Source organism: Mesorhizobium sp. M1B.F.Ca.ET.045.04.1.1 (assembly GCF_003952465.1).
Taxonomy (GTDB): domain Bacteria; phylum Pseudomonadota; class Alphaproteobacteria; order Rhizobiales; family Rhizobiaceae; genus Mesorhizobium; species Mesorhizobium shonense.
Genome location: NZ_CP034448.1, coordinates 7,729,140 through 7,749,482, shown reverse-complemented (window position 1 = coordinate 7,749,482; position 20,343 = coordinate 7,729,140). Strand labels below are relative to the sequence as shown.

Here is a 20,343-nt window from a genome sequence, read left to right as displayed (position 1 = left end):
GCGCACAATGACAGGACTTCTTGAAGGCAAGCTTGCAATCGTGACCGGCGCTGCCCGTGGCCTTGGCGCTGCGATCGCCGCCGGGATGGCGGCGCAGGGCGCAATGGTCATCCTTGCCGATGTGGATGGTGTCGCAGCCAACACCCAGGCCGCGACGATCGCGGCCGGCGGGTTGAAGGCCGAGGGCCACACGCTCGACGTGACGGATCGCCATGCCGTGGGCAGTTTCGCACAGGGCATACTCTCTCGCTTCGGCGGTCTCGACGTCCTGGTCAACAATGCGGGCGTCGCCGGCCGTGCTTCGTTCGACCAGCCGGAAGCGGTCGATGTGTGGGACCGGGTGATCGGCGTCAATCTGGACGGCGTGTTCAACGTATCGCATGCACTTGTACCGGCGCTGGCAGCCCGGCAGGGCAATGTGGTGCATCTCTGCTCGGTCGCAGGCTTCGTGTCCGGTGGCTCCACAGCCGGCTATGTCGTCTCGAAAGGCGCCATCCGCTCGCTTACCCAGGTCATGGCCCGCGATCTCGCGCCGCACGGCGTCCGCGTCAACGCGGTAGCCCCCGGCATCATGATGAGCGAGATGGCGCTGGCCCAGCTCAGCCGCCAAGGTGGTGCCGACTGGTTCATGAACAGGGTGATGATGAACCGCATCGGCGAGACGGCCGAAGTCGTCGATCCTGTAATTTTCCTGGCATCATCCATGGCAAGCTACATCACCGGCACGATCCTGCCGGTCGACGGCGGCTTCCTTGCGGCCTGATCCTCCGGAGACAAACAATGCCCGACTATGACGACCTCCTTCCGAAAAGCTCCTGGCGAGAAGTTCGGCCAACCGCCGCCGAACGCGCAGCGTTCGACGCCGGGCTAGGCGGCACGATGCTGGCGCAGCTGCACCTCATCCGGGCGTTCGAGGAGAAGGTGCTGGAACTGGCAGGGCAGGGGCTCGTCCATGGTCCCGCCCATTCCGCGATCGGCCAGGAAGGCGGCGCTGTGGGTTCCGCGGTTTCCATGCGGCCTTCGGACCAGATCAACGGTTCACATCGCGCCCATCACCAATTCCTGGCCAAAGCCCTGAGCTACGTCGCAAAGGAAGGTATCGATCCGAAGAACGAGTTCGGCACAGAAATCCGCGCCCTGGCGCAGCGCACCCTTGCGGAAATCCTCGGCCTGGCGCAGGGCTTCTGCCGCGGCCGTGGCGGCTCCATGCACCTGCGCTGGGCCGAATCCGGCAATCTCGGCACCAACGCTATCGTCGGCGGCGGCGTTCCCATGGCGGCCGGTGCAGCCTGGGCGCATAAACGGGCCGGCAAGGGCGACGTCGTCTATACCTATTTCGGTGACGGAGCGACGAATATCGGCTCTGTCCTGGAGACCATGAACCTCGCGGCGGCCTGGAAGCTGCCGATCTGCTTCTTCATCGAAAACAATCGCTACGCGGTGTCTACCCACGTCGAGGAAGTGACTGCCGAGCCCCGCCTTTCCTCGCGCGGCTTAGCCTTCGGCATTCCGTCTTTCAAGGTCGACGGAATGGACGTGCTGGCCGTCCATCTCGCCTGTCAGGAGGCGAATGCCATCATGCGCGACGGCGGCGGGCCGACGATCATCGAGGCCGATGTCTACCGCTATTTCCACCAAAACGGTCCGCTGCCCGGAAGCGCCTTCGGCTACCGTTCAAAGGAGGAAGAGGCGGAATGGCGCGGGCGCGATCCGATCCACGCCATGGCGAAAGAACTGCAGGAGCGCCAGGCCATCGGCGAGGATGCAGTCAAGGGGCTGCGGGACCGCTGCGTCAGCCTGATGAACGACGTCGCCGGTGAATTGATCGAGATGCACGACGGTAAGCGCCGCATCGTTCCGTCCCTGTGGCCGGAGGAGGGTTTCCGGGACTTCGGCCTGCGCGGCGATCTTTCGGAATTCGACGGCGCGCGCTTTGAGGAACTGGAGAGCTTCTCCGGCAAGGTCGTGGACGACGGACGTTTCATCGATGCGGTCGCCGACGTCATGGCGCAGCGTATGAAGACGGACGACCGCATCGTAGTCCTCGGCGAGGATGTCCACCGGCTGAAGGGCGGTACGAACGGCGCAACGCGTGGCCTTTCGGCCGAGTTCCCGGATCGCATCCTCGGCACGCCGATCTCGGAAAATGCATTCACCGGTCTCGCCGGCGGCATGGCGGCCGACGGGCGCGTTTTGCCGGTCGTCGAATTCATGTATCCGGATTTCATGTGGGTGGCGGCCGACCAAGTGTTCAACCAGATCGGCAAGGCACGCCATATGTTCGGCGGCGACAGCGACATGCCGGTCGTGCTGCGAACCAAGGTGGCGATGGGCACAGGCTACGGCTCACAGCATTCCATGGATCCTGCCGGCATTTTCGCGACGGCTCCGGGCTGGCGCATCGTCGCGCCGTCCACACCGTTCGACTATGTCGGCCTCATGAACTCGGCGCTGCTTTGTCGCGATCCGGTCCTGGTGCTGGAACATGTCGATCTGTACGCATCGAAGGGACCAGCGCCCGCCGACGATCTCGACTACTTCATTCCGCTAGGCAAGGCGAAAGTCGTGCGGACGGGATCGAAGGTCTCGGTCCTGACCTATCTCGCCATGGTGGCCAAGACGATGGCGGTGGTCGAGGAACTCGGCATCGACGCTGAAGTCATAGACTTGCGCTCACTCGACCGTGCCGGCCTCGACTGGCAAACCGTGGAAGCGTCAGTCCGCAAGACCGGCAACGTGTTGATTGTCGAGCAGGGCGCCTCCGGCACCTCTTATGGCAGTTGGCTCGCCGATGAACTGCAGCGCCGCTGCTTCGACTGGCTCGACCAGCCGATCGCGCGCGTCCACGGCGCCGAGGCATCTCCTTCGATTTCCAAGGTGCTCGAGGCGGCCGCTGCCGCCCGTCCGCGCGACATCGAGTCGGGTTTGCGCGCCGCTATGGCAAACCAGGGCCTAGCAGTCGAAGCCTGAGACAAGGGAAGACAAAGATGCCAATCGAAATCGTGCTGCCTGCGCTTTCGGCAGGAATGACAGACGCGGTCATCGCTCGTTGGCTGAAAGCCGAAGGCGATATCGTCGCAAAAGGTGAGCTCATCGCGGAAATCGAGACCGACAAGGCGACGATGGAGATAGAAGCGGTGTGCGACGGCCGCATCGGCAAGCTGCTGGTCAAGAACGGCGCCAGGGCGGAAGTGAACCAGATCATCGCCGTCCTGCTTGGCGAGCGCGAGGATGCTGCGGCCATCGCATTGCCGAGAACGGGGCCTGCTACTTCACCAGCCACTGCAAAGCCGGCTGAAACAGAACCGGCTACAGCCGCCGCACCGGAATCCGTCGGCGATACGAGCACGACGACGCTGGATGCGGGTGCGCGACGCAAGGCTTCGCCGTTGGCACGAAGGCTGGCGACGGCGCAGGGAATATCGCTCGACCGGATCTCCGGCAGCGGACCAAGGGGCCGCATCGTTAGCATCGACATCGAACGCGCCGCTACGTCCGCTGCCACGCGTCTCCAGGCAGCGCCGGAGGCGAGAGAAATCCCACCCGCACCGCCGCAGCCCTCTAACGGCATACAAGTTGGCATCGGCGAGTACGAGTCGATTCCCCATAGTTCGATGCGCCGCACGATCGCCCGCCGGCTGGTGGAGGCGAAGACGACGGTGCCGCACTTCTATCTCAACCTGGATTGCGACATCGACGCGCTTCTCGCTCTGCGCTCACGCATCAACGAGACTCGGGAGGCTGTAGAGCGCATTTCGGTCAACGACTTCGCCATCAAGGCTGCTGCCGTCGCCCTTCGCAAAGTCCCGGATGCGAATGCGATATGGACAGACCAGGCCATGCTTAGGCTTTCGGATGTCGACATCTCCGTGGCTGTCGCGACGGATGGTGGCCTGATCACCCCGATCATCCGCAAGGCCGACGAGAAGAGCCTCGGCAGGATTTCCGCCGAAATGAAATCGCTCGCTGCCCGTGCTCGCGACAGCCGCCTGAAGCCCGAGGAATTTCAGGGTGGCGGCTTTTCCATCTCCAATCTGGGCATGTATGGGATCAAGTCTTTCTCAGCGATCGTCAACCCGCCGCAGGGCGCCATATTGGCCGTCGGCGCGGGTGAACGCCGGCCCGTGGAACGCAATGGCGAACTGGCCTTCGCAACGCTCATGACCTTGACGTTGTCGATAGACCACAGAGCCGTGGATGGCGCTCTGGGGGCTCGGCTTCTCGGCGCGATCAAGGCGGCGATCGAAGAGCCTATGAGCCTGCTTGTGTAGAGAACGAGCCACTGTGATCAGGGGGCATGACAAGGTCTTGTCCGATCCAAAAGACACTCGGCGCGTGCGTGCCCGGAGACTTTGCGACAGTTCGAACACCTTCCGGAATAGGGAGATCTGAATGCCCATCGTTGAAATCAATCCCGTCGAAATCGCGCGACGGCAGAGCCATTTTGGCCGGCGCGTCCTCGTGACGGGAGCCGGGAGAGGCATCGGGCGCGCGATCGCACTCGGCTTCGCAGAGCGCGGCGCCAACGTGGGTGTCGCCGACATGAATGATGATGACATCGCTGAAACAGTCGGGATCATCCAGGCTTCGAACCGGGGATCTGCTTTCGCGATTAAGGTTGACGTATCGGATTTCGATGCACTTGACCGTGAACTCAAGAAGGCTGTCGCGAATATCGGCGGCTCGTTCGACACAGTGATCAACAATGCAGGCATTTCGCCCAAACATAATGGCGTCGCCCACAAGGTGTGGGAGATGGATCCGGTCGAGTGGGCTCGTGTCCTGTCCGTCAACCTGACGGGATGCTTTAACACCATTCGGGCGCTATCCCCAGCGATGCGCGCCGCAGGTGCTGGGTGGATCGTCAACATGTCCTCCGTGGCGGGCAAGACACATATGCCGATCGTTGCCTGCCATTACGCAGCGACCAAATCCGCCATCCTGGGGTTCACCAAACACCTTGCCGCCGAGCTTGCTCCCTATGGAATCCGCGTAAACGCGATCGCGCCGGGCCGAATCGAGACGCCGATGGTGATGGCGGTCCAAAAAGAAGTGAACGATGCGCAGGTCACCATGACTCCGATGGGGCGCCTTGGCAAACCGGAGGAAGTCGCCGATCTCGCACTCTATCTTTCGTCTCCAGAATCCAGCTTCATAACAGGGCAGACGATTGATGTCGCGGGCGGACTACTGATGACCTGATCCGCCAACCCGCAATTGACAAAAATAACTTCAAGGAGCGTGTAATGACGATCAGCGGGCGCACGAAAGTCTTTTCCATTCTCGCCCAGCCTGTTCACCACGTCAGGACGCCGCAGGCGCTGAACGCTCTTTTCAAGGAACGGTGTTACGACGGGGTGGTCGTACCGATCGAGGTCGCTCCCGGCGACGGGATCGCCAAGGCGTTAGACGCCCTGCGCGCGTTCAACAACTGGGGGGGTACGCTTGTGACCATCCCTCACAAGACGGCGGTTCCCGCGCTCTGCGATACGCTCACGGAGAGGGCCCGCGTCGCCGGAGCGGTCAACGTTGTACGGCGGGAACGGGACGGGAGCCTGACCGGCGAACTCCTCGACGGCGTTGGCTTCGTGCGGGGCCTTCGCGATGGCGGCTTCGACCCAAACGGCAAGGCCGTGTTCCTGGCAGGCGCTGGGGGCGCCGCTTCCGCCATTGCTTTTGCATTGGTTGAGGCTGGCGTTTCACGATTGACTGTCGTCAACCGTTCGCAGCCGAAGTCCCAGGAACTCGTCAGCCGCCTGCAAGAGCGATTTCCTACAGCGTCGTTTGCCACCGTCGGAACGCCCAAGGCACACGATATCGTCATCAATGGTACGTCACTCGGCTTGCGCGACGACGATCCCTTGCCGATCGATCCCCGACTGCTTGAGCCCGAAATGCTGGTCGCGGAGGTGATCATGTCGCCCGCGGAGACGGCCCTGCTGTGCGAGGCCAGGCAGCGGGGCTGCCTCGTTCATCCCGGCGGGGCCATGCTCAAAGGACAGCTTACAGAGATTTTCAGCTTTCTCACTGCTTGAGACCACAAAGCTTCTTAAGAGGGCTCTGTCGCAAACTTGGAAATGGGACAGTGCCCCGCCATTTTCAGCCTGCCCGCCATGCGTGCTCCCGACACCCCAATCCCGTTAGGTGGACGGTAGTCGATCGATCCGTGCAGCGGAACGCGTATTGGCGTCGCGTCTATTCATGCTTGATGACAATCGGATCGAACAGGATCACGGGCGTATCAAGCGCCGCGTTCAATCCATGCTAGACTTAGACTAGGTGGGCCTGCCGAGGCCATGCCAGCCCGAACGTGCTCTTCAGCGCCGAAATCCAAGTCCACCATCTGTACTCGCGTCCGTCCAACGTTGAGCGGCGGCTACGGTCAGCGAGCCTCCTCCGGAACCCAAATCCAGAATCGAATTGGCATGCCGACGATCGAGGAGGCTCACGAAAACCTGACTGATGCCAGGTGTATAGTACCGCCCCAAGGGATCGCGTCCCCGGCATAAGCTGTTCGTCACGCCACGTGATCAAGAAGTCCGTACTTTCGGGAACGGAGGGTCAGACGGCGCATTAGCTGGAAAGAAGATAGTCATCCGCCCGCAACCCGCTTGCTGGTGGCGCGTCCGAAGCGCCTTCGCCCCCCTTTTTTTGATTGGCTGCCCCGCAATTGGCAGGGCCTGCGCCGGAATTCCAAAAACTCTGTGGATAACTCTGTTTGTGACAATTCCTTGTCATATCGCACAAATCGATTGCGAGTATCGGTAAGCAACTTGCTAGGGGGATTCGATGAATCGGCTGCTTTTTTGTTTAGTGGTGCTTGTCGCCAGCGCTTTCGGTTTTGAGGGCGCGGTCAATTACCTTACAGGAAAAGGCTCTAATATTGTCGCATTTGCGCAGAATGTGCAGTTTGTGCAATCTCAACCTGCTTCGGCGAACGAAAGCCTCGGAAATGGCGGCGCGTCCCTGAGCCCGGCGAGTGGGCAAGGCACCAGCACCGCTCCAACCCCAACGTCTTCCTCTGAGCAATCTCAAGCCGCGCCGACTACCGGCAGCCCGGATGCCGCGGCGCAGGTTGGCACGTCACCTGCCGCGACCGGCGATGCGGATGCCGCAACCACGACCGATCAGGCGACCGATGCTGCAACGTCGCAATCACAAACCAGTGCCGGAACCGCGGTCGCCACGACCACCACGACGACAACCACCAGCGGCGACCCGGAAGCGGTCGGCGCGACCAAGGTTGATTTGCCCAAGGCGGGAGGCAATGGCAATCTCGGCTATTCGGTTCCCATCGACGCGCCGGCCTTCCGTGGCATCGAGCCCAAGATCGCGCTCAACTACAACTCGTCGCGCAAGACCAGGCTCGGCGGCCTCTACCAGGGCTGGCTGGGCTATGCCTGGGGGCTCGATGGCTTCGGCGTCATCGAGCGGACAAGCCCGAGCTATGGCATGCCGGTCTATGATGCGAGCGACATCTTCCTGCTCGACGGCCAGGCGATGGTGGCCTGCGTGTCCGGCATGGTCTCGCCGTCGTGCTCGACCGGGGGCACACATGCGACGGAGAATGAGAGCTATCGCCGCATTGCGCTGAACAACACCACCAATGAGTGGAAGGTGACCGACAGGGACGGCACGGTTTCGACCTTCCGCTCGGTGGGAGCGGTCGCCAACCTCAATCCCGGGGCCGGAACGCCGGCCTACGACTTGGCCTTCAGCTATCGCTGGCTGCTGACCTCGGTGACCGACACCAACGGAAACACGGTCACCTACAGCTACACCTGCCCGGCAAGCCCGGTCTGCTATCCGGCGAGCGTCTCCTATAACGGCACCATCATCACGTTCTACTACGAGACGCGTCCCGACCTGATCCTGATGGGCAACGGCCGCGACATCTCCGAGACCAGCCAGCGCATCAAGACGGTCGGCATCACCGTGTCAGGTGCGGTGCGCGGCGCCTACAAGCTCACTTATGACCAGGCGACGTTCTCGAACACCTCGCGGCTAACCCAGGTCGCCCGCTACGGTACCGATGCCACTGTCGCCGCCGATGGCACCATCACCGGCGGCACCTCGAAGGTCATCGCGCAGATGACCTACCAGAACACAGATGGCGTGTACGCTACGGTGAACGCTTCGATCACCAAGGCTGGCTTCAACCCTCCGAGGTCAGTTGGTGATCTGAGCTTCGATGGGCGAGACGAAATATTCGGTGATCAAGTTGTAAAAGACTACGACCGTGACGGATCAGCTTATCTAACGCGAACGAAATACATTTATAAATTCAACTCGGATGGCACGATTGCCTCCACGATAGCACTCGTCGCGCCCGCTGGCTCGAACGGATACCCAAATGACCTCCAGCCGCAGTTTGTCTCGCTGCCGGGTCGATACGTGGCTAGCAAGAATACCATGGATTTTGCCGACTCGGCGGTTACTACTTCCTTCATAGGCGATAATGGCCATCCTTCCTACTTCGTAAATAACTTCATTCTGAAAACGGATGCCGCCCTAGGGCTGACCAAAGCGAATTGCTCGCCGACCGGCTACCAGGCGGTTTGCAGCGCCCTTCCGACGACCGGCCCGTTGCAACCCGATATTGTAATTGCCGCTGATTCTGACGGGGACGGAGTCGATACGCTGGTTCCAAACGGCTCCGGCTATGAGGTCCATGGAATTGGCGATTTCCTGGGTAATGGGAAGGAGCAGCCGCTCTTCTGGAGCCCTAACGGAACTTCAAGAAAGGGCGTGATTTCGAACGGCAAATGGCAGCCGGGCGGCACCTCGTTCAGCATCGCCTGTTCCAACGGGGACTACTCGGGCGGAGCGGGCAGTTGCGTACTAGGCGACGTCAATGGGGACGGCGCCACCGACGTCGCTCTGTTCAACGGCACGTATGGCAATACGACCGTCTGGCTGTCGACCGGCACCGGGTTCAAGAGCTACACGGGCTCGACGATCTCGGGCACGAGTGCGGTCGTGCGCGACTTCGACAATGACGGCAAGATGGACCTGATCACCATCGGTGGAACGATCACGTCGCAGCCGGACAGGATAGGCACCATCAGGGTCTTCTCCCTGCGCCCGTCATCGACCGCCATGACCCCAGTGCAGTTCAGCCTTCCCGCTTCAATCACCGCTGGGACCGCGGTTGGCGACTTCAACGGGGATGGCCTGCCGGATTTCACCGACTACAGCCATACGTTCGCCTCGAATGCCGGGACGGGCAATCCGAATCTGGTGAAGCAGATCACGACTGAGCTCGGCGGGACGGTGGCGATAGAGTACACGCCGTCCTCGAGGTGGACGAACAACTATTTGCCGCAGCTCGTGCATGCGGTTACGAAGCTGTCGGTGGGCGACGGCCGCGGCCAGACCGCGGTGAGCACCTATCAGTACTCGGGCGGCACCTACGATCCGGCGGCCCGCAAGTTCCTGGGCTTCGCTTCGATCATGGAAACAAAGCCGCTCGCCAATGGCGAGACGGCGGCACCCACCGTCACGACCACCTACCGCCAGGACCTGGCAAGCTATGGCCTCCCATCACTGACTGTGTGGAAGGACGGTGCGGGCGTTGTGCGCAAGCAGGTTGCCGATACCTATGCGGTCAACGCCACCACCAAGCCCTACACGGTGCAGAACACTGCGACCGACACGACCGTTACCGAGAACATCTCGCTGGCGACCCGGGTCGAGCGTGGCTTCGATGCCTACAACAACATCACAAGCCTCAAGGACTACGGCCGCACCGAAGCGAGCGGCGACGAGACCTGGGCGGAGCGCTTCTTCTCGCCCAACACCAGCGCTTACATTGTCTCCGCGCTGATCGCGGAGCGGGTGCACGCGGGGCTTACCAGCTCGGATCCCTATGTCAGCTACAGACACAACTACTATGACGGCAATACCGACGTCTGGGCGGTCCCCACCAAGGGCAACCTGACCCAGGCGTTGAGTTTCACCGACCCCGGATTGACCAAGTCGATCAGCCAGTATTTTGCCTATGACAGCTATGGCAACAAGCTCTCCGCGGTCGACGGAGCCGGCGACAGGACCGAATGGGACTATGACGCGACCTATCATCTCTATCCGGTGACGGAGCGGGCGCCACGCTACTACGCCATCGGCGGCCAGAGCGCCGACACCCGCTTCGTCTCGACAGCGGTCTTCAATGCGGTCTGTGGGCTGCCGGCGACGAGGACCGATCCCAACAGCCTGGTGAAGACCTTCACCTATGATGCCTTCTGCCGGCCCTATCAGGCATCGCAGAGCGTCACCGGCGCCTATGTGAAGACGCGCTTCGAGAACGAGGGCAACCCAGCGACGCAGGCCTTTGCGAAGTACACGCCACTGCCCAATGGCGTGGGCGAAGGGTTCACCCGCTCCTACTATGACGGACTTGGGCGGGTCTATCGTGTTGAGATCCCCGGAGAGACGGCGGCCGGTCCCAGGCGGATTGCCGATGCCGACTATGACCAGCGCGGCAATGTGCTCCGCACTGCCTTTCCGAGATTCAACGGGGATACCGCGCAGTGGACGACCAACTCCTATGACTGGTCGGACCGGAAGATCAAGACTGTCTTTGCTGATGCGAGCCAGACGACTTACGCACATAGCCTCGACAACAGTACGGGCACCAATCCACGGCTCTATGCAATCACCGAGACTGATCAGATCAGCGCAACCGCCACACGGCAATCGAAGACGGTCTCATCGACACACGGCGATGTGGTGCAGGTGGTCCGCGATCTCGGCGGTCTCAACGTTACCGAAACTCGCAGCTACGACGTGCTCGGCCGGCTGATCGGGGTGAGCGATCCCGGCGGCTCAAGCTGGTCCTACACCTATGACCTACTCGGCAACCGCCTGTCGGCCTCCGACCCCGATCTTGGCACTTGGTCTTATGTCTACGACGCCGCCAACCGGCTGGTGAGCCAGACCGATGCCAGGGGCACTGTGACCGCGCTCAGCTACGACCAGATGGACCGGCTGACGCTGAAGACGGCAACGGCCTCCGGCGGCAGCGCGGTGACGCTCACCCAGAACACCTACGACGAGGCGGCTGGAGGCTTCTACAATATCGGCCTACTCACCACCTCGGCCAATCCTGCCGCCACCCAGAGCATTAAATATGATGGCTTCGCCAAGGTGGCCCGGCAGGATGCCACCATTGGCACGCTGACCCACACCACGATAACTACTCGCGATGCCTCCGGCCAGGCGATCGCCACACAATATCTCCCTGTTGAACTCGACTTCGGCAGCACGGCTTCACCGCTGCAATATACCGCCGGCAACAAGCTCTATGCGGCCACCGGATTCATCACCTCCACCCTTTATGAGGCCGATGGGCAAACCAAGGAGATCGACTACGCCAACGGCTCGAAGACCGCCTTCACCTATTCGCCGACCCGCCGCTGGGTGACGCGGGTCACCACATCGAAAGGCGCCGCCGTCCTGTTCGATGATCAATATGCCCGCGACAACCTCGGCCGCATCACTGGCACGACGGGGCTGACGGCATCGGACAGTTGGACCTATGGCTATGACAATGCCGACCGGCTGACCTCGTCGAACAATCTTGGCGACAACACGCTCGATGAGACGTTCGTCTATACCGCCAATGACAACATGGTCTCACGCAGTCGTGTTGGCGGCACTTACGTCTATCCGGCAGCTTCAGCAGTAAGGCCGCATGCGCCGACTAGCGTCGGCGCAAACGCCATGGCCTATGATGCCAACGGCAATCTGACCTCCGACGGCAGCCGGACACTCACTTGGGACGAAGCCAATCGGCTAAAGACCGTCGCGCTGGCCTCCAATACCGTGAACCTCGCGTACGGGCCTGACGGCGCGCGGGTGAAGAAGGCTTCCTCCTTCGCCACAACGCTCTATCCCGACGCTTCCATCGAGATCAATCCTGCGACGCCTGGAGCCGAGGTCTACACCCGCTATCCGCATCCGGACGTGAAGGTCGTCGGCGCGACGATATTCTTCCTGCACCGCGATCACCTTGCCTCGGTGCGCATGGTCACCGACGGCTCAGGCAATATCGCCGAATCCACCAACTACGCCACCTATGGCGAGCGTCTCAATACAGGCTTCCAGACCCAAAAATCCTATATCGGCGAGCGCTTCGATCCCGAGACGGGACTGCTCAACCTCAATGCCAGATACATGGATCCGGTGCTCGGGCGCTTTATTTCGCCTGACGACTGGGATCCAACCGTACTTGGGGTCGGGACGAACCGGTACGCCTATGCCCAGAACGATCCGGTCAATAAGAGCGACCAAAATGGGCACACTTCTTTAGCCGAAGCGCTGGGGCTCGGAGGTATCTTCGGTGGGCCGACTGTTGGTGTCGCCGGGAGCGCTATCGCCAAAGAGGGCAAGAACGCTGGAGAAGCTGTAAAAGCCACTGCTCAGAAAATTGGGACTGAAGCCACCGATCCCGTATACGGTGTGAAATCTATCAAAAGGAGCATAAAGGACGGAGATTTTGCGGGCGCAATTCTGACCGCAGGCAATATGGTCCTTGGCATGGCCGTAATGGGAGGGCCTGAAGATGAAGCAGCCGTAGCAAGTGCGCGGGTAGCGGGTACTGCGGTATCGAAAGCCGGTCTAACAGCAGCGGAACGCGCAACTCAATTGGCCGAGCTCGGGCTTACCAAGATTCAGCGGGAAAGATTTGTTACCCTTGCCGTTACCGAGACGAAGGAAGGAGTGCGTGTGATAAGTTCTAGCTCACGGTCGCTGGAAGCGAGTGTTCGCGCGCTACTTGGGCCTGGTGAAGTGGCGGCGAAAGGGTTAGGACACGCTGAAGTTACTGGCGTCGAAACAGCTCGTTCGCTCGGCCTTACTCCCACCGGGGTCGCTGCTAGCCGCACGATTTGCGGTTCCTGCCGTGACTATCTCGGCAAAGATGGTATTTCGGCACTATCGCCGTAAATAGATGCTCAGATGATCCAATTGATGTCAAAGAAAACGACCAAGAGGCTTTTGTCGCTCTCGACAAAGAAAAAAATGGCATTTTTAGTTCTCCTATATGAGAGAATGTGCCCAGATCTACGTTTCTTTTGCCTAACGGAGGGCCGTGATTTCTCTGTTTTCGAAAAGGCACATCGTGCGTTTTGGATTGGACTAAAAGAGAAAGAAACGTCGATCTCTTGGAATTTGCTGTATGAGGAGATCCTAGCCGCGGCACCCGATAGCGAAGAATTTGGTAGCTGGGATGCTTCATACGCTCTAAATGCAGCTCTTGTTGCTGCCGAGATAGCTGCGTTTGCGCATGTTCCGCAGGACCAGAACGTCATAGACGCTATAGGCTACGCTCGCAATTCTTTAGATGCGAAAGCCTCCTCTGAGGTCCCGTCTGTTTCTTACACTTCCGCGGAAGAAGTGTATATCGATCAACATCCACTCGTCGAAATTGAGAGGAACAGGGAAAAAGATGACGTAGAATTTCTTAGTAGTATCGACGATTCTGAGTGGTATGGGAAAATACTACCAGAAATTGAAATGCGAGCATCGGCGCAATCGTCTTTGCTAAGACGATTCCAATAGCCCGTATGACGGTGATAGTGCGGAGCGTAGATTGAGCTATTTCAAAACCCGGAACCTACGTCTATCCAACGGCATCATCGCCCAGGCCGCATGCGCCAACCTCGGTCGGCGCCAATGCAATGCTTATGATGCCAACGGCAATCTGACCTCCGACGGCAGCCGGACACTCACCTGGGATGAGGCCAATCGGCTGAAGACCGTCATGCTCGCCTCCAACACCGTCAACTCACCTATGGCCCAGACGGTGCGCGGGTGAAGAAGGCCTCGACCTTCGCCACCACGCTCTATCCCGACGCTTCCGTAGAGATCGATCCGGCGATCGCCGGCTCAGAGATTTACACCCGCTATCCGCATCCAGACATCAAGGTGGTCGGCGGAGCCAAATACTTCCTGCACCGCGATCACCTGGCCTCGGTGCGCCATGGTCACCGACGGCTCCGGCGCCATCACCGAAGCCACCAACCACGCTACCTATGGCGAGCGCCTCAACACCGGCTTCCAGACCCAGAAGTCCTATATCGGCGAGCGCTTCGATCCAGAGACCGGGCTGCTCTATCTCAATGCAAGATACATGGATCCGGTACTGGGGCGGTTCATCTCGCCGGATGACTGGGAGAGCTGCCATTCTATCCCTCAATTCGACAATGTGATGCGCCTTCTGCCCTACGGTTTGTTTCCTGGCAGCGATTAGTGCCCCAGAGAACACCGATGTGCGGACACCAGGGTCTGTGGGTGTCGTTCCGAACAGCGACTGCGACATCACATTATCCCAGGCAACTCGCTGCGCGTCCTCCGGCGCCATCCCTTGAGCTACCGTGCCATACTGTCGAAGTTTGGAATTGGACTGAACTCTGTCGAAAATGGCATCGGACTGACCAACCATTTTGGGCCACATACGACGCAGCCGAATATCTCGGCAGTCAGGAGAAAGATGCGAGGCGCTGGGAAGCCGGGCAACCTGGCTGCCCCGCAATTGCCAGGGGCTACGCCGGACATTCAAAAAAACTCTGTGGATAAGTGTCGTATGAAAATTCATCGACATATCGCACAAATCGATTCCGAGTATCGGTAAGCAACTTGACGAGGGGGATTCGATGAATCGGCTGCTTTTTTGTTTCATGGTGCTTGTCGCCAGCGCTTTCGGTTTTGAGGGCTCGGTCAATTTCCTTACAGGAAGAGGCTCTAATATTGTCGCGTTTGCGCAGAATGTGCAGATTGTGCAATCTCAACCAGCTCCGGCGAACGAAAGCCTGGGAAATGGCGGCGCGTCCCTGAGCCCGGCGAGTGGGCAAGGCACCAGCACCGCTCCAACCCCAACGTCTTCCTCTGAGCAATCTCAAGCCGCGCCGACTACCGGCAGCCCGGATGCCGCGGCGCAGGTTGGTACGTCACCTGCCGCGACCGGCGATGCGGATGCCGCAACCACGACCGATCAGGCGACCGATGCTGCAACGTCGCAATCACAAACCAGTGCCGGAACCGCGGTCGCCACGACCACCACGACGACAACCACCAGCGGCGACCCGGAAGCGGTCAGCGCGACCAAGGTTGATTTGCCTAAGGCGGGAGGCAATGGCAATCTCGGCTATTCGGTTCCCATCGACGCGCCGGCCTTCCGTGGCATCCAGCCCAAGATAGCACTCAACTACGACTCATCGCGCAAGACCAAGCTCGGCGGCCTCTATCAGGGCTGGCTCGGCTATGCCTGGGGTCTGGACGGCTTTGACGTCATCGAGCGGGCGACGCCCGGCTATGGCATGCCGGCTTATGATGCCAACGACATTTTTCTCCTCGACGGCCAGGCCATGGTCGCCTGCGTTGCCGGCATGGTCTCGCCGTCCTGCTCGACCGGCGGCACGCATGCGACGGAGAATGAAAGCTACCGCCGCATTGCTTTCAACAGTTCCACCAATGAATGGAAGGTGACGGACAGGGACGGCACGGTTTCGACCTTCCGCTCGGTGGGAGCGGTCGCCAACCTCAATCCGGCCGCCGGCACGCCGGCCTACGACTTGGCCTTCAGCTATCGCTGGCTGCTGACCTCGGTGACCGACACCAACGGAAACACGGTCACCTACAGCTACACCTGCCCGGCAAGCCCGGTCTGCTATCCGGCGAGCGTCTCCTATAACGGCACCATCATCACGTTCTACTACGAGACGCGTCCCGACCTGATCCTGATGGGCAACGGCCGCGACATCTCCGAGACCAGCCAGCGCATCAAGACGGTCGGCATCACCGTGTCAGGTGCGGTGCGCGGCGCCTACAAGCTCACCTACGGCCAGGCGCCGTTCTCCAACACCTCGCGGCTGACCCAGGTGACCCGCTACGGCACCGATGCCGCCATCGCTGCCGACGGCACCATCACCGGCGGGGCGTCGAAGGTCATCGCCCAGATGACCTATCAGAACACCGATGGGGTGTATTCGACGCTGAGTGGTGCCCCCTCCACGTTCGAAGGAACGGAGATGAGATCTGGCGATCTCGATTTCGACGGCCGGGACGAGGTATACGGCGACAAAATAGTCGAAACTCAAACGGGCGGAGGCCACGACGGCAGCCCCACGAACGTATGGAATCGTACAAAGTACATTTATAAATTTAACTCTTCTGGTGCTCTATCCAGCACTGTTTCGTTGCAGGTAGATGCAATTTCCGACAACGGATGGGATACGCCACCAAGCTTACTTATGTCTGAGCCTGGGCGGTTTCTTGCAACAAAAAACACGTCAGATTTTGCCGACTCCGTAGAAACTAATCTCTATAACGGGAATACCGGCCGAACTGTCTATTACGTGACGAATTCAATCGTCACCACCGGCGCCTCTCTGGGCATGACCAAGTTTAGCTGCAGCCCAACCCCTCCTGCTGGGTACCAGACAGTCTGCTCCGGACTTCCCAGTGTAACAGCAAGGTCAGTCGTCGCCGACGCCAATGGCAGCGGCATCGACACGGCCAATCGGTCAAATGGAGGTACGCTCATCGGCGTTGGTGACTTTCTTGGCAATGGCCGGCAGCAGCCGTTCCTTCTGATGCCTGGACCTACCACCCAAAAGGGCGTGCTCTCGAACGGCACCTGGCAGGCGACCGGTGCGTCGTTCGCTATTACCTGTCCTTGGCAGGCCGGCCAAGGGTCAGGCACCTGCGCTATGGGGGACGTTAACGGCGATGGCGCCACGGACCTCGTTCAATACAATAGCATCAGCGGCAGCACGACCGTTTGGCTTTCAACCGGTGTTGGATTCAGGAGCTACACGGTTTCATCGCTGCCAAGCGGCAACGCTGTCCTTCGCGACTTCGATAACAGCGGCAAGGCTTCTGTCATCACAATCGGCGGCCCGGTCATCCCGGGGCAGCCCAGAACCGGTCCCGTACGGGTATTCTCGCTGCGGCCGTCATCGACGGCAATGACACCGGTGGAGTTCGTTCTTCCGGTGGCGCTGACGGCGGGGACGGTGGTAGGCGACTTCAATGGTGATGGCCTGCCGGATTTCACGAACTATAGTCAGACGTTCGCCTCGAACGCCGCCACAGGCAATCCGAACCTGGTAAAGCAGATCACGACGGAGTTGGGCGGGACAGTGGCGGTGGAGTACACGCCGTCGTCGACGTGGGCGAACAACTACCTGCCACAGGTGGTGCATGCCGTCACAAAACTATCGGTGGGCGACGGCCGCGGCCAGACCTCGGTGAGCACCTATCAGTACTCGGGCGGCACCTACGACCCGGCGAGGCGTAAGTTTTTGGGCTTTGCCAACATCGTCGAGACGAAGCCGTTGGCCAATGGCGAGACGGCGCTCTCGACGGTGACGACCACCTACCGGCAGGATCTGGCGAGCTATGGCCTCCCGTCACTGACTGTGTGGAAGGACGGCGCGGGCGTGGTGCGCAAGCAGGTGGCCGAGACCTATGCGGTCAACGCCAACACCAAGCCTTACACTGTGCAGAATACGGCGACCGACGTCACGCTGACCGAGAACATCTCGCTCGCGACCCGGGTTGAGCGTGGCTTCGATGCCTATAACAACGTCACAAGCCTGAAGGACTACGGCCGCACCGATGCCGGCGGCGACGAGAGCTGGAAGGTCATAAGCTACACGCCCAACACCAGCGCCTACATCGTGTCGCTGCCGGCGAGCCAGACGGTGCGATCGGGGATGGACAGCACCTTCCCCTATGTCAGCTACGAAGAGACCTACTACGACGGCAACACTGGCGCCAATGCCACGGCCCCAGTCGCGGGCAACCTCACCCGCAAGCGCAGCTTCTCGGATTATTACGGCACCCCGCAGAAGGAGGTGGATCGGTATTTTACCTACGACAGTTTTGGCAACATGCTCTCGGCGGTCGATGGCGCCGGCGACAGGACCGAATGGGACTATGACGCGGCCTATCACCTCTATCCGGTGACCGAGCGAGCGCCACGCTATTTTGCCACCGGTGGCCAGAGCGCCGACATCCGCTTTGTCTCGACGGCCACCTTCAACACGGTGTGCGGACTGCCGGCGACCACGACCGACGTCAACGGCCTGGTCAAGACCTTCACCTATGATCCCTTCTGTCGGCCCTACCAGGTCTCGCAGAGTGTCACCGGCGCCTATGCCAAGACGCGCTTCGAGAACGAGGGCAATCCGGCGACGCAGGCGATAGCGAAGTACGCGCCGCTGCCCAACGGCGCCGGCGAGGATTTTACCCGCTCCTATTATGACGGACTCGGGCGGGTCTACCGGGTCGAGACCCCCGGAGAGACGGCGGCCGGTCCGACGCGCATTGCCGACACCACCTATGACATGCGTGGCAATGTGCTGAGCACGGCCTTCCCGAGATTCACCGGCGACACGCCGCAATGGACCACCAACTCCTATGACTGGTCGGACCGAAAGACCAAAACGGTCTTTGCCGACGCCAGCCAGAGCACTTTCGCCTACAGCCTCGACAGCGGCACGGGCAGCAATCCACGACTCTTCGCAGTGACCGAGACCGACCAGATCAGCGCAACTGCCACGCGGCAGTCGAAGACGGTCTCATCGACACATGGCGATGTGGTGCAGCTGGTCCGCGACCTCGGCGGCCTCAACCTCACCGAAGCCCGCAGCTACGACGTGCTCGGCCGGCTGATCGGGGTGAGCGATCCCGGCGGTTCGACTTGGTCCTACACCTACGATCTGCTCGGCAACCGGTTGTCGGCCTCGGATCCCGATCTCGGCACCTGGACTTATGTCTACGATGCCGCCAACCGGCTCACCAGCCAGACCGATGCCGGGAGCACGGTGACGACGCTCAGCTATGACCAGATGGACCGGCTGACGCTGAAGACTGCGACCCCTTCTGGCGGCAGCGCGGTCACGCTGACCCAGAACACCTATGACCAGGCATCTGGCGGATCCTACAACATCGGCCACCTCACCACTTCGACCAATCCGGCCGCAACGCAGAGCTACAAATATGATGGCTTTGGCCAGGTCGCGCGGCAGGACGCCACCATTGGCACGCTGACCCCCACCACGACCACCACCCGTGATGCCTCGGGTCAGGCGATCGCCACACAATATTTGCCGGTCGAGCTCGACTTCGGCACTTCCGCAGTGCCGCTGCAATACACCGCCGGCAACAGGCTTCTCTCCGCTGCCGGCTTCATCACCTCGACGCTCTATGAGGCCGATGGGCAAACCAAGGAGATCGACTACGCCAACGGGGTGAAGACGGCCTTCACCTATTCGCCGACCCGGCGCTGGGTGACGCGCGTCACCACCTCGAGAGGCGCAACCGTTCTGCTCGATGACCAGTATGCCCGTGATAATCTCGGCCGCATCACCGGCACGACGGGGCTGACGGCATCGGACAGCTGGACCTATGGCTTTGACAATGCCGACCGGCTGACCTCGTCGAACAATCTCGGCGACAACACGCTTGACGAGACGTTTGTCTATGCCGCCAACGACAACATGGTCTCGCGCAGTCGTGTCGCCGGCGCCTACTCATATCCGGCGGCGACAGCACCAAGGCCGCATGCGCCAACGTCGGTCGGCGCGAATGCCATGGCCTATGACGCCAACGGCAATCTGACCTCCGACGGCAGCCGCACACTCACCTGGGACGAGGCTAACCGGCTGAAGACCGTCAGCCTCGCCTCCAACACCGTCAACCTGACCTATGGTCCTGACGGTTCCCGGGTGAAGAAGGCCTCGACCTTCGCCACCACGCTCTATCCCGACGCTTCCGTCGAGATCGATCCGGCGATCCCCGGCTCAGAGATTTACACCCGCTATCCGCATCCGGACGTGAAGGTGGTGGGCGGAGCAAAATACTTCCTGCACCGCGATCATCTCGCCTCGGTGCGCATGGTCACCGACAGCTCAGGCGCCATCACGGAAGCCACCAACTACGCCACCTATGGCGAGCGTCTTAACACCGGCTTCCAGACCCAGAAGAGCTATATCGGCGAGCGCTTCGATCCCGAAACCGGGCTGCTCTACCTCAATGCCAGATATATGGATCCAGTCCTCGGGCGGTTCATATCGCCGGATGATTGGGATCCGACGCTCGCCGATGTCGGGACTAACCGGTACGCGTATGCCCTTAATGATCCGGTCAATAAAAGTGATCCGAACGGCCATGCGTATACGGCAATGGGCGACTTCGCACCAGGTCCCGATGATCCGGTCTCGTACGAAGACGGCGGCTGGCTAAGTCAAGGCAATAACGCCGCTATGCTCATGGGGGGGTGGTATTGGGGGGAGCCGCGGTAGTCGCAGGACCCGAAGCCGCCGCTGCGGCTTTCAC

The 20,343-nt window shown here is 60.7% G+C and carries 10 protein-coding genes; all 10 read left to right on the top strand.

Going from position 1 to position 20,343, the window contains the following annotated elements; genetic code table 11:
- Nucleotides 1–7 precede the first annotated feature (7 nt).
- The 10 genes from EJ071_RS38095 to EJ071_RS38980 all read left to right on the top strand — a co-directional run bounded on the left by EJ071_RS38095 (nucleotide 8) and on the right by EJ071_RS38980 (nucleotide 20,309).
- Nucleotides 8–763: an SDR family oxidoreductase gene (locus tag EJ071_RS38095; protein WP_126102402.1), complete on the top strand. Its 756-nt coding sequence runs from the start codon at nucleotides 8–10 to the stop codon at nucleotides 761–763.
- 17 nt (nucleotides 764–780) lie between these two features.
- The gene (locus EJ071_RS38090) at nucleotides 781–2,970 is read left to right on the top strand and encodes a thiamine pyrophosphate-dependent enzyme (RefSeq protein ID WP_126102401.1); all 2,190 of its coding nucleotides are present in this window, start codon (nucleotides 781–783) and stop codon (nucleotides 2,968–2,970) included.
- A 17-nt stretch (nucleotides 2,971–2,987) separates the two neighbouring features.
- Complete coding sequence (locus tag EJ071_RS38085; RefSeq protein WP_126102400.1) at nucleotides 2,988–4,271, top strand: pyruvate dehydrogenase complex dihydrolipoamide acetyltransferase; 1,284 nt, start codon at nucleotides 2,988–2,990, stop codon at nucleotides 4,269–4,271.
- A gap of 121 nt (nucleotides 4,272–4,392) precedes the next feature.
- Nucleotides 4,393–5,202: a 3-oxoacyl-ACP reductase FabG gene (fabG, locus tag EJ071_RS38080; RefSeq protein WP_126102399.1), complete on the top strand. Its 810-nt coding sequence runs from the start codon at nucleotides 4,393–4,395 to the stop codon at nucleotides 5,200–5,202.
- A gap of 44 nt (nucleotides 5,203–5,246) precedes the next feature.
- A complete protein-coding gene (locus EJ071_RS38075) occupies nucleotides 5,247–6,035 on the top strand; it encodes a shikimate dehydrogenase (protein WP_126102398.1) in 789 nt (262 codons plus the stop codon).
- Nucleotides 6,036–6,789: 754 nt separating this feature from the next.
- Nucleotides 6,790–12,945, top strand: a complete 6,156-nt coding sequence (locus EJ071_RS38995; RefSeq protein WP_189521383.1) for an RHS repeat-associated core domain-containing protein — start codon at nucleotides 6,790–6,792, stop codon at nucleotides 12,943–12,945.
- A 24-nt stretch (nucleotides 12,946–12,969) separates the two neighbouring features.
- A complete protein-coding gene (locus EJ071_RS38055) occupies nucleotides 12,970–13,560 on the top strand; it encodes a DUF416 family protein (RefSeq protein WP_189521382.1) in 591 nt (196 codons plus the stop codon).
- Nucleotides 13,561–13,591: 31 nt separating this feature from the next.
- On the top strand, nucleotides 13,592–13,816 hold the full coding sequence (locus tag EJ071_RS38990; RefSeq protein WP_189521381.1) for a hypothetical protein: 225 nt from the start codon (nucleotides 13,592–13,594) through the stop codon (nucleotides 13,814–13,816).
- Between the two features lie 165 nt (nucleotides 13,817–13,981).
- Nucleotides 13,982–14,251, top strand: coding sequence for an RHS repeat-associated core domain-containing protein (locus EJ071_RS38985; protein WP_189521380.1), 270 nt, complete (start codon nucleotides 13,982–13,984; stop codon nucleotides 14,249–14,251).
- A 526-nt stretch (nucleotides 14,252–14,777) separates the two neighbouring features.
- Nucleotides 14,778–20,309: an RHS repeat-associated core domain-containing protein gene (locus EJ071_RS38980; RefSeq protein ID WP_189521379.1), complete on the top strand. Its 5,532-nt coding sequence runs from the start codon at nucleotides 14,778–14,780 to the stop codon at nucleotides 20,307–20,309.
- Nucleotides 20,310–20,343: the final 34 nt, after the last annotated feature.

Bases quoted from the DNA above. Each gene is read 5' to 3' on its own strand.
- EJ071_RS38085 (WP_126102400.1), top strand. From the start codon at position 2,988: ATGCCAATCGAAATCGTGCTGCCTGCGCTTTCGGCAGGAATGACAGAC.
- EJ071_RS38090 (WP_126102401.1), top strand. From the start codon at position 781: ATGCCCGACTATGACGACCTCCTTCCGAAAAGCTCCTGGCGAGAAGTT.
- EJ071_RS38055 (WP_189521382.1), top strand. From the start codon at position 12,970: ATGTCAAAGAAAACGACCAAGAGGCTTTTGTCGCTCTCGACAAAGAAA.
- EJ071_RS38095 (WP_126102402.1), top strand. From the start codon at position 8: ATGACAGGACTTCTTGAAGGCAAGCTTGCAATCGTGACCGGCGCTGCC.
- EJ071_RS38995 (WP_189521383.1), top strand. From the start codon at position 6,790: ATGAATCGGCTGCTTTTTTGTTTAGTGGTGCTTGTCGCCAGCGCTTTC.
- EJ071_RS38075 (WP_126102398.1), top strand. From the start codon at position 5,247: ATGACGATCAGCGGGCGCACGAAAGTCTTTTCCATTCTCGCCCAGCCT.
- fabG (WP_126102399.1), top strand. From the start codon at position 4,393: ATGCCCATCGTTGAAATCAATCCCGTCGAAATCGCGCGACGGCAGAGC.
- EJ071_RS38985 (WP_189521380.1), top strand. From the start codon at position 13,982: ATGGTCACCGACGGCTCCGGCGCCATCACCGAAGCCACCAACCACGCT.